The sequence below is a fragment of the Pseudomonas sp. GG8 genome (genome assembly GCF_052976945.1).
The window spans coordinates 4,444,274-4,455,898 of record NZ_JBRIIP010000001.1 but is presented as its reverse complement, the minus strand read 5'-3'; the positions used below and the strand labels follow the sequence as shown (position 1 = coordinate 4,455,898).

The following is an 11,625-nucleotide window of genomic DNA, read 5'->3' as shown; positions in this document are numbered from 1 at the left end:
GCCGGAGCCGGCCCATCTTTGTCCTCAAACAAGAGGATTGCTGGTGGCCAAAAAAGCCGCATCCTTCGCCGCCTTGGGCGGTCTGGTATTTTCCACCGACGCAGGACGGCATTGCCCCGACTGTCGTCAGCCCGTGGATACCTGTGTCTGCAAACAAACCGTTATCCCCGATGGAGATGGCATCGCCCGTGTGCGCCGCGAAAGCAAAGGTCGTGGCGGTAAAACGGTGACCACTGTCACGGGGGTACCGTTGGCCGAAGACCCGCTCAAAGAGCTGGCGACTGCGCTCAAACGGCGTTGCGGAACTGGCGGTGCGCTCAAGGACGGGGTGATCGAGATTCAGGGCGATCATGTCGAACTGCTGTTGGCGGAGCTGGTGAAACTTGGGTTCAAAGCAAAGAAGTCCGGCGGTTAAGCCTCCACGTCTAAACTCTGTGCCTTGATCCGGGTCTACTTCTCAACGCAGACGGGCGCCTGTCGACACAGTGCCAAATCGTCACTTCCATTCTTTACACTGCGCCAGCCCTGTTGCGGCTGACGCTATTTGACTTCTTTATAGGGGACTTCGATGTCCGTACGACGCACACGCAAAGACGATGGCAGCCAATGGACAGTTGCGGACAGCCGCAGTGTTTATGGGATTCGTCATTGGGGAGCCGGTTATTTTGCAATCAACGACGCCGGCCGCGTTGAAGTTCGCCCCAACGGTCCGAGCAGTGCGCCTATCGATCTGTATGAACAGGTCGACGAGCTGCGCAAAAGTGGTCTCTCCCTGCCGCTGCTGGTGCGCTTCCCCGACATCCTGCAAGACCGCGTTCGTCAGTTGACTGGTGCGTTCGACGCCAACATCGAGCGTCTGGGCTACCAGAGCAAATACACTGCGCTGTACCCGATCAAGGTCAACCAGCAAGAAGCCGTGGTGGAAAGCATCATCGCCACGCAGGACGTCTCCATCGGCCTGGAAGCGGGTTCCAAGCCGGAGCTGATGGCCGTGCTGGCCTTGGCGCCCAAAGGCGGGACCATCGTTTGCAACGGCTACAAGGACCGCGAGTTCATCCGTCTGGCATTGATGGGGCAGAAGCTGGGTCACAACGTCTTCATCGTGATCGAAAAAGAATCCGAAGTGGCGTTGGTCATCGACGAGGCTGCCGATCTCAAGGTCGCGCCACAGATTGGCCTGCGTGTGCGCCTGTCATCGCTGGCATCAAGCAAATGGGCTGATACCGGCGGTGAGAAATCCAAGTTTGGTTTGTCTGCAGCGCAGCTGTTGTCCGTGGTCGAGCGTTTCCGCGCGGCGGGCCTTGATCAAGGCGTGCGCCTGTTGCACTTCCACATGGGGTCGCAGATCGCCAACTTGGCTGACTATCAACACGGGTTCAAAGAGGCGATCCGCTACTACGGCGAACTGCGCAATCTGGGCTTGCCGGTCGACCATATCGACGTGGGCGGTGGCTTGGGCGTGGACTACGACGGTACTCACTCGCGCAATGCCAGCTCGATCAACTACGACATGGACGATTACGCCGGTGTCGTGGTCGGCATGCTCAAGGACTTCTGCGACGAGCAGGAGTTGCCGCATCCGAACATTTTCTCCGAAAGCGGCCGCTCGCTGACGGCGCATCACGCGATGTTGGTGGTGCAGGTGACTGACGTCGAAAGGCACAACGACGAAATCCCGAAGATCGCTGACAAGGAAAGCCTGCCGGAGACCGTGCAATGGCTGGTAGACCTGCTCGGGCCGACCGACATCGAGATGGTCACCGAAACCTACTGGCGTGCCACGCACTACATGAGTGACATTGCCACGCAGTACGCGGATGGCAAGATCACGCTGGCGCAGAAAGCCTTGGCCGAGCAGTGCTACTTCGCGGTCTGCCGCCGTCTGCACAACTCGTTGAAGGCGCGCCAGCGTTCGCACCGTCAGGTGCTGGACGAACTCAATGACAAGCTCGCCGACAAGTACATCTGCAATTTCTCGGTGTTCCAGAGCCTGCCGGACACCTGGGCGATTGGCCAGGTACTGCCGATCTTGCCGCTGCACCGTCTCGACGAAGAGCCGAATCGCCGTGCGGTCCTGCAGGATTTGACCTGCGACTCCGACGGCAAGATCAAGCAGTACGTCGACGAGCAGAGCATCGAGACCAGCTTGCCGGTTCATGCCCTCAATGAAGGCGAAGATTATCTGCTGGGGATTTTCCTGGTGGGCGCCTATCAGGAAATTCTCGGTGACATGCACAACTTGTTCGGTGACACCGACTCGGTAAACATCTATCAGAAACCGGACGGCAGCGTGTACCACGGGGGCATCGAAACTCACGACACCATCGAGGACATGCTCCGCTACGTGCACTTGTCTCCGGACGAGCTGATGACGCATTACCGCGACAAGGTTGCCAGCGCCAAGATCAGTCCGCGCGAACGTACTCAGTACCTGGACGCGCTGCGTCTGGGTCTGACGCGGTCGTCGTACTTGTCTTCCTGATCGGATCGCCGGCGGCTGAGCTGTACACGAACGGGCCCTGAATGTGGCCCGTTCGTTTGTCTGGCTATCTGTCTGCCTTGTCGTTTTTTTTTGTAGGCTCTTTCCTGTTCTGCGTTCCAGCCCTCTACTCGGAAGGTTCTCTCGGCGAGAATCCCCGGTCGTACCCACGTAGAGGAGCCGCCGATGTTGGATCCAGTCACCGAGCCTTTTTTTCGCCTGGATATCCCGAACCTGTCCCACAGGCTCAACGTGCTGTCGTTTACCGGCACGGAAGCGATCAACCAGCCTTTTGCGTTTGAGCTGGAAGTGGTCAGTGAGTCCTCTGATCTGAACCTGCAAAGCCTGATGTACCGGTCGGCATGGTTGAGCTTTGTGGACACTAAAACCGGGATCAACGGGCAGATCCATGGCGCCGACCAAAGCCGTCGAGGGCCGCATCTCGGCCACTATCGTTTAAGCCTTGGTCCTCGGCTCGCGTGCCTTGCCGGGCGTTCTAACCAGCGGATCTTTCAAGGCCTGTCGGCCCCGCAAATCATTGCCAGGGTGCTCAAGGAGCATGGCATTCGCGCCGATGCGCACCGCTTTGAACTCAGCGGCACCTACCGTGAACGCATGTATTGCGCGCAGCACCACGAGTCGGATTTGCAATTCGTTCAGCGCCTGTGTGAGGAAGAGGGCATTCATTACCATTTTCAGCATTCAAGGCGCTGCCATATGTTGGTGTTCGGGGATAGCCAGGGTGGCTTTCGACGTGCGCCGACCTGTCCTTTCCAGACGGAATCGGCGCAAATAAAGCCCCGCAAGGTCCCTGCCGCACAGCATGCAGTTACTCGCTTTTCCGTCAGCACCGCTGACGGTGGGCAGGACAGTCGCCGCGCTCTGGAGCAGGCCGAGGGCGAAAGTACGGCGCCTTATCTGGGGGCCGGACTGCTATTGCCGTTGAGTGAGCATCCGCAAAAAGAGTGGAATCATCTCTGGCTCCTGACCGAGGTTCAGCACCGGGGTTATCAGCCGCAGGAGCTCGATGAGCTGTTGGCCGCCGTCATCAGCTCCGACTCGCCGTACAGCAATCATTTCCAGGCGACGCCGTGGGAGGTTGGCTTCCGCCCTTCGCCCGTAACGGCTCGGCCGCCCATGCGGGGTGTGCAGCGCGCGCGGGTGGTGGGCCCTGTTTTCGATCAGGTGTACTGCGACTCGATGGGCCGGATCAATGTGCAGTTCGACTGGGGGCTTCAAGGCGAGGGCGCGCAATACGCCAGCTGTTGGGTGCCGGTGTCTTCGGCGCTGGTCGGCGAGGGCGATGATGAGAGTGCCCAGCCGAGGGTCGGCATGGAGGTGATGGTGAGTTTTATCCACGGCGACCCCGATCAGCCAGAGGTAACCGCGTACTTGCAACGTCAGGGGGCGGAGGGCTTTGACCGCGCAGACAGTGCCCATCCCGAGTCTGTTTCTGACCTTGCCGGGTCAGACGCGAGTGAGGTACCGCGTCAGGACGAGCAGGTTCTGCGGATGCGCCTCGATCCGCGAACGTTTGTCAGCGAAGGGCAAAAAATCGAATTGTCTGGCGGGATCACGCTGACGTTCGAAAAAGACAGCGAACTGTTGTTTAGCGTTGGCAGTAGCTCGGTCCTCCTTAGGCATGACGGTTTGAAACTGAGCAGTGCGCAGATCATGTTTAACGCGGACCCTGCGCCGCAGTCTGCAGCGGACAAGCTCCGCGATGAAGCCGAACTGCACGCGCGAGCCAACGAACTGCTGGAGCTGTTGCAGGCCGGTCATCCGTTGGTCCTGCTGTGTCAGTTGCCTTCGGGTGGAAGTTTTGCCCACTGCCAAAGGACGCCTTGCGCCTGTCGGGCGATGACGCGAATCGACGGGGAGGGAGCGCCATGAAAGAGTCCGATTTCAACGGGTTTTACAGGCCTGACAATAAATGGCTATTGCTTGATACGCCGAGCGTGCCCGGCCTGGCCAGTCAGCTTAAAAAGCGCTTCCCTCGCACCCGCTGCTACGAACTGTTTGCGGACACGGAGATGCACCTGATCCGCAAACAGGGCCCGCTGCTGGTGTCCCTGCGTCCCGACGACCCCTTCAACGTTGTCTGCGAGAGTGAGACGGCGGCCTGGCCAGGTCTGACTATTTTTTGCTCGGCGCCCAAGAACGAATTGTTGGCCCATTTGCGGCGCATGCTCACTGTTCGTTTCAGCGATCACTACAAAAGCCTGATCACTTATTACAACGCACAGACCGCCTCCTATTTTTTCGACTCGATGGACGTGCAGGCGTTGAGCCGCTGGTTGGGGCCGATAGACTCGATCAGTTGGGTCGGCGGCACTTGGGCAGACAAAGCCGACGACTATCAGGACCGGCTGTACCTGAACAATCCGAAGCTGGACGTTGTGCCGTTGACGGCCGAACCCCAACTCAGCGTCCAGCAAGAGAAAAAGCTGCAACAGTGCCTGCTGGAACGCCATGCGTATTTCTGGAGCCATGCGACAGACAACAGCTACCGCAAGACCCTGCGCCATCTTCAGGAAGGCCTGCGCCTTGGCTTCAATGATCCACAGATTCTTGATGAATGGCTCGGGTTGAGGGCCAGGTTTCCGACGGCCTCGTTGCCCTCGAACCTGGCAGACATGGGGCAGCAGGTGCGTTTCGACAACGTGCGTAATTATTGGGAGGGCGGACGATCGTAGTTTTACGCGCGCGGTCAGCTCAATGAGTAGGGGTCAATGTCCAGCGTTGGCAAACCAGCCATTGCTGCGGTTCAGGCGCCAGGCAAGTATGCCCAGCGTCGCGCCGCGCAGCAGCATGAACACCATGAACGTCAGCCACAGCCCATGATTGCCCAGGCCTTGGGCGAACCAGGCCAGCGGCGCCACGAGCACCACGCTGAGGACCATGGCATTGCGCATCTCCCGCGCACGGGTCGCGCCGATGAACAGGCCATCGAGCAGATAGCTCCAGACCGCAACCAGCGGCAGCGCAGCCAGATAAGGCAAGTAGATAAAAGCGGTCTCACGCACGGCCGGGATATCGGTTTGCATCTGGATAAACAGATGCCCTGCGAACATGAACACTACCGCGAACGCGACACTGGCTAGCAGGGACCAACCGGCAGCAATCGTCAGCGAACGGCGCAACGCGGCTCGGTCATGGGCGCCAATGGCGTGACCGCACAGGGCCTCCACGGCGTGGGCCAGTCCGTCCAGTGCATGAGCGGTGAGCAGCAGGCCGTTAAGCAGTAGCGCGTTGGCGGCCACCGTGGCGTCTCCCAATCGCGCACCTTGCACCGTGATCAGAAAAAAGACCGATTGCAGCGCCAGACTGCGAATGAAGATGTCACGGTTGACCGCCAACAGTGGCCGCCAGCTCTGCCACAAGGCGAGTGCCGCCCACGCGACCTTGCCGGGGTAGGCACGTAATGCTTGTTGGGTCAGCGCCAGGCCGAGAAGGGCGCCGGTCCATTCAGCCAGCACCGAGGCCCGCGCTGAACCGACCACGCCCCACTCCAGGCCAATCACAAACCACAGATTGAGGGCGATGTTCACCAGGTTGGTGGTCAATAGAATTGCCAGCGGGGCACGGGCGTTCTGGGTGCCGAGAAACCAGCCGACCAGCGCGTAACTGGCCAGTGCAGCAGGCAGGCCAAACAGGCGGGTGTGGAAAAAATCCAGGGTCAGTTGCTTGAGATCGGCCGAGGGCTGCATCAGGCCCAGTGCCAGTTGGCTGAACGGTAAGGCGAAGAGGCCGAGCACCAGCGCCAGCAGTACGGCCAGCAGCAACCCTTGCAACAGGATTTTCCGCAGCGCTGCTCCATCGCTGCGCCCGGCAGCCTGCGCGGCAAACCCCGTGGTGCCCATGCGTAGAAAACCCATGGCCCAGGCGAGGAAGGTGTACAGGCTGGCCCCCACTGCGACTGCGCCCAGTTGATGGGCATGCGGCAGATGGCCGATCACCGCACTGTCGACCAATGCCACCAATGGCACGGAAATATTGGACAGAATCATCGGTCCTGCCAGCGCCCAGACCCGGCGATGGGTAGGGCGGTCGCGCCAATCGTTCAGCAGTGTCGACATGAAAGCTCCCTGGAAGGTGCGCAGTGTAGCAATCCCCATGAGAACAAAGTCTCAATCCGGCGGTCTATCTGCCCACTGCGCTGCCCGTTAGGTCGCGGTTGCTCTATAGTTCACCCTCTCTCTACCGCTGCCGATGAGTGACCCATGCTTGACAAAGGATTGTTTCTGGCCTGTGTGCTGACGCTGCTAAGCGCCTGCGATTCGTCCACTTCACACAAGGCTGCGCCGGCCTCCGCACCCAATCCGGCCGCAGCGGTCGTTGAGTCGAGCAAGCCCAAACCGGCACTGGATCTTTCTGCCCTGAGCCAACGCTATGCGGGCCGTGAGCTGACAGTGGTCGATGTCTCGGAAATCCAGGTCGAGGGTGCCAGCACCCTGTCCGTGAGCTTTTCCGTACCGCTGGACCCGGAGCAGAAATTCGCTGAAAAGCTGCACCTGGTGGACACCAAAACCGGCAAGGTCGACGGCGCTTGGGAACTCTCCGACAATTTGATGGAGCTGCGTCTGCGCCATCTTGAGCCTCAGCGCAAATTGGTCCTGACCCTGGATGCCGGTCTGCTCGGGGTGAACAAGGCCAAGCTGGCAGCGGAATACATCAGTCGTCTGGAAACCAGTGATCTGCAAGCCACCGTCGGTTTCGCCAGCCGTGGCAGTCTGTTGCCGACCCGGTTGGCCGAAGGTCTGCCGGTGATCGCGTTGAACGTCGCCAAGGTCGATGTTGAATTCTTCCGCATCAAGCCCGAATCCCTGCCTGCGTTTCTCAGCCAATGGGGCCGTAGCAGCACCTTGCAGGGTTATGAATCCAAAGACCTGTTACCCATGGCCGATCTGGTCTATGGCGGCCGCTTCGACCTGAACCCGGCGCGCAATACACGGGAAACCCTGTTGCTGCCGATTGCCGGCCTCAAGCCGTTGCAACAGCCTGGCGTCTATCTGGCGGTCATGCGTGCTTCGGGCACTTACAACTATTCCCAGCCGGCGACCTTGTTCACCCTGAGCGACATTGGTCTGTCGGTGCACCGTTATCAGAATCGACTGGACGTGTTCACCCAAGCGCTGGAGGGTGGCAAGGCCCTGGGCGGTATCGAGCTTGAACTGTATGACGCCGATGGTCGCGTGGTCGGCCAGGGCAAGACCGATAACGCCGGACACGCCCAATTGCCATTGCCAGCCAAGGCCGAAGTGCTGCTGGCGCATCAAGGTGAACAGACCAGCCTGCTGCGCCTGAACAGCGCGGCGCTGGACCTGGCCGAATTCGATATCACGGGACCTAAAGCCCACCCTCTGCAATTCTTCGTCTTCGGCCCGCGCGATCTGTATCGCCCCGGCGAAACCGTGTTGCTCAACGGCCTGCTGCGTGACAGTGACGGCAAGGACGTGAAGCCGCAACCGATTAGCGTCGAAGTGCGTCGACCGGATGAACAGGTCAGCCGCAAGTTCGTCTGGGAAGCTGATGCGACATCGCTCTATCAATATCAGTTGCAACTCGCGGGTGAAGCGCCGACCGGGCGCTGGCAACTGGTCTTCGACCTCGGCGACGGCAAACCGCAGGCGTATGAATTCCAGGTAGAGGATTTCCTGCCAGAGCGTCTGGCGCTGGAAATCAAGGGCAGCGACACGGCGCTCAACCCGGCCGACAACGCTGATTTCAACATCAATGGCCGCTACCTGTACGGCGCCCCAGCATCGGGTAATCGCCTGACGGGCCAGCTGTATGTCCGACCGTTGCGTGATGCAGTAAAAGCCTTGCCCGGTTACCAGTTTGGCTCGATCACCGAAGAGGAGCTGAGCCAGGACCTCGACCTGGAAGAAAGCACCCTCGACGCCAATGGCGAGCTGAGCCTTGAGGTGGAGAGCAAATGGGCGCAGGCCAAATCGCCTCTGCAACTGATACTGCAAGCCAGCCTGCAAGAGTCTGGCGGACGCCCGATTACCCGGCGTTTGGTGCAACCGGTATGGCCAGCGGATCGGCTGCCGGGGCTGCGCGCCTTGTTCGACGGTGATCAGACCGATGGCAACGGTCCGGCAGAATTCGAGTTGTTGGTGGCTGACAGCGAAGGCCACAAACTGGCAGCCGATAACCTCAAGGTGCGGCTGGTGCGTGAGCGCCGCGACTACTACTGGAACTACTCGGAGAGCGATGGCTGGAGCTCTCGTTACAACGAGAAGTTCCTGAACCTTGACGAAGAAACCCTGAGCATCAAACAAGGCGACACTGCCAAAATCAGCTTCCCGGTGGAGTGGGGCCCATACCGCGTCGAGGTCGAAGACCCGGCAACCGGGATGATCAGCAGCCTGCGCTTCTGGGCCGGCTACCGCTGGCAGGACAATGCCGAAGGCGGCGCGGTGCGTCCGGATCAGGTCAAATTGGCGCTGGACAAACCGGCTTACGCCGATGGCGATACGGTCAACGTCACCGTCACACCTCCGGCGGCAGGCAAGGGTTACTTGTTGGTCGAGTCCAGCGACGGGCCGTTGTGGTGGCAGGAAATCGACGTGCCGGCTGAAGGCAAGCGCTTCGATATTGCGCTGGATAAACAATGGACGCGGCATGATCTGTACATCAGCGCGCTGGTGGTTCGACCGGGCGAACGCAAAGCCAATATCACACCGAAACGTGCGGTGGGCGTGCTTCATCTGCCGCTGGATCGATCACAACGCAAGCTGGCGCTGACGGTCTCGACACCCGAGAAAATGCGCCCCAAACAACCGTTGACCGTCAAGCTGCAAGCAAAAAACGCTGACGGCAGCGTGCCCAAAGAGGTGCATGTGCTGGTGTCGGCCGTGGACGTGGGCATCCTTAATATCACCGAATACCCGACGCCAGACCCGTTCGCCAAGCTGTTCGGGCGCAAGGCGTATGGTGCTGATCAACTGGACATCTATGGGCAACTGATCGAAGCCGGGCGGGGCCGTTTGGCGAGTCTGGCGTTCGGTGGCGATGCAGCGTTGGCCAAGGGCGGTAAGCGTCCGGAAACCAGCGTGACCATCGTGGCGCTGCAAAGCGCGCCGGTGACCCTGAATGCGCAGGGCGAAGGCGAAATCAGTGTCGATATCCCCGACTTCAACGGTGAGCTACGGGTCATGGCGCAGGCCTGGACGGGCGAGCGTTACGGCATGGCTGAAGCTAAAACCGTGGTCGCCGCACCGCTGATTGCCGAACTCTCAGCCCCACGGTTTCTTGCGGGAGGCGATCAGACTCAACTGGCACTGGACCTGTCTAACCTGTCCGGCAAAGCACAAAGACTTACTGTCCAGCTCAGTGCTGAAGGGCAACTGAGCGTGATCAACGCCAGCGCCGGTCAGAGCGTTGAATTGGCTCAAGGCCAGCGCATCACGCTACAGATTCCGGTACGCGCCGAAGGTGGTTTTGGCCAAGGGAAAATCAAGGTGGTCGTGCAAGGGCTGGACTTGCCGGGAGAAAACCTGCTGGCGTTTAGTCGCGAGTGGACCTTGGGTGTACGCCCGGCCTATCCGGCGCTGCTCAAACACTACCGTGCGGTGCTCAAGGATCAAGCCTGGAGTCTGCCCGAGGGTGCGCTTGAAGCCTTTGAGCCGGCGGGTCGCGAAGCATTGCTATCGGTGTCGAGTCGTCCGCCGTTGAACCTTGGCGAGCAGATTCGCGCACTGAAAGCCTACCCTTATGGTTGTCTGGAGCAGACCGCCAGCGGCCTGTACCCGTCACTGTATGCGGATGCCGCGAGCCTAAAACGCCTGGGGCTGGAAGGCGAGCCGGATGCTGATCGCAAGCGCAAGATCGAGCTGGGGATCGAGCGGCTGCTGGGCATGCAACGCTACAACGGCAGCTTCGGTTTGTGGGGCGCCGATGGCGAAGAGGAATACTGGCTGACCGCGTATGTCACCGATTTCCTCCTGCGGGCCCGCGAACAAGGATTTGCCGTACCACCTGAGGCCTTGAAAAAGGCCAATGAACGGCTGTTGCGTTACCTGCAAGAACGCAACCTGGTCGACGTCAACTACAGCGAAAATGCCGAACACACCCGCTTTGCCGTGCAGGCCTATGCAGGCTTGGTGCTGGCGCGCAGCCAACAGGCGCCGTTGGGCGCGTTGCGCAGCCTGTTCGACAGGCGCACCGATGCGCGCTCTGGTTTGCCGCTGGTGCAGCTGTCGATAGCGCTGGAAAAAATGGGTGATAAACCGCGTGCCGAACAGGCGCTGATCGGCGGTCTTGCGGCCACCCGCAAACCCAATGACTGGCTCGCCGACTATGGCAGTCCGCTACGCGATCAGGCGCTGATTTTTGCGCTGCTCGAAGAGAACAACCTGGCGGCAGACAAACGCGAAGAGCGGCTGTTTGAGCTCTCGGATCAACTGGCGGCCACGCAATGGTTGTCGACTCAGGAACGCAACTCGCTGTTCCTCGCCGGGCGTGGTGTGCTCGGCAAGCCGGAAGCCAACTGGGCCGCGCAACTGAGCAGCGGCAATCAAACGCGTGAACTGAGCAACCATCAGCCGGGCCTCAAGCTTGAAGGCGCAACCCTGGCGTCGCCGTTGTCGTTGCAAAACACAGGCAGCACGACCCTGTATCAACAGCTGACTATTTCCGGCTATCCACAGCAGCCGCCGTTACCGGGGGGTGAGAACCTGAGTATTCGCCGCGAGTACTTGGGTATGAAGGGTCAGGCGCTGAACCTTGATGCGCTGAAAAGCGGTGAGCTGGTGCTGGTCCATATCGAGGTCAAGGCCAGGCAGCGGGTGCCTGATGCACTGGTGGTGGATTTGCTGCCGGCCGGTCTGGAGTTGGAGAACCAGAACCTGGCGCAAAGCGCGGCCAGCCTGGCAGACGCCAGCAGTGAGGTCAAAGAGTGGCGCGAGTCGATGCAGAACGCCGGGCTCAAGCATCAGGAGTTCCGCGATGACCGTTATGTGGCTGCGCTGAATCTGGATGCCTTCAACACCACGCACCTGCTGTACCTGGCGCGAGCGGTGACCCCGGGCACCTACCGTGTGCCGCCGCCGCAGGTTGAATCCATGTACCGGCCTAACTGGCACGCCTTGGGTGACGCGCCGGCGCAGATGGTGGTGAAGGGGAAATGAGCCTGTAAC

General features: G+C 60.2%; 6 protein-coding genes. 5 read left to right on the top strand and 1 reads right to left on the bottom strand.

Annotated elements, in window-relative coordinates; all coding sequences use genetic code 11:
• The first annotated feature begins 43 nt into the window (after window positions 1-43).
• From ACVBEG_RS21300 to ACVBEG_RS21285, 4 genes are all read left to right on the top strand, one after another.
• Window positions 44-415: a translation initiation factor Sui1 gene (locus ACVBEG_RS21300; RefSeq protein ID WP_322177663.1), complete on the top strand. Its 372-nt coding sequence runs from the start codon at window positions 44-46 to the stop codon at window positions 413-415.
• 153 nt (window positions 416-568) lie between these two features.
• Window positions 569-2,482 carry an arginine decarboxylase gene (gene speA / locus ACVBEG_RS21295; protein ID WP_322177664.1) on the top strand — a complete coding sequence of 638 codons (1,914 nt, stop codon included), beginning with the start codon at window positions 569-571 and terminating at the stop codon, window positions 2,480-2,482.
• A gap of 183 nt (window positions 2,483-2,665) precedes the next feature.
• Complete coding sequence (vgrG, locus tag ACVBEG_RS21290) at window positions 2,666-4,372, top strand: type VI secretion system tip protein VgrG (RefSeq protein ID WP_323565883.1); 1,707 nt, start codon at window positions 2,666-2,668, stop codon at window positions 4,370-4,372.
• On the top strand, window positions 4,369-5,175 hold the full coding sequence (locus ACVBEG_RS21285; RefSeq protein ID WP_322278049.1) for a DUF4123 domain-containing protein: 807 nt from the start codon (window positions 4,369-4,371) through the stop codon (window positions 5,173-5,175). The genes vgrG and ACVBEG_RS21285 overlap by 4 nt, the downstream gene beginning before the upstream one ends.
• Before the next feature lie 33 nt (window positions 5,176-5,208).
• On the opposite strand, the gene ACVBEG_RS21280 is transcribed toward ACVBEG_RS21285, so the two are convergent.
• Window positions 5,209-6,558 (bottom strand): MATE family efflux transporter, encoded by a 1,350-nt coding sequence (locus ACVBEG_RS21280; protein WP_322177667.1) that lies wholly within the window; start codon window positions 6,556-6,558, stop codon window positions 5,209-5,211.
• A 144-nt stretch (window positions 6,559-6,702) separates the two neighbouring features.
• Between ACVBEG_RS21280 and ACVBEG_RS21275 the strand changes: the two genes are divergently transcribed.
• The gene (locus ACVBEG_RS21275) at window positions 6,703-11,616 is read left to right on the top strand and encodes an alpha-2-macroglobulin family protein (protein WP_447108287.1); all 4,914 of its coding nucleotides are present in this window, start codon (window positions 6,703-6,705) and stop codon (window positions 11,614-11,616) included.
• Window positions 11,617-11,625: the final 9 nt, after the last annotated feature.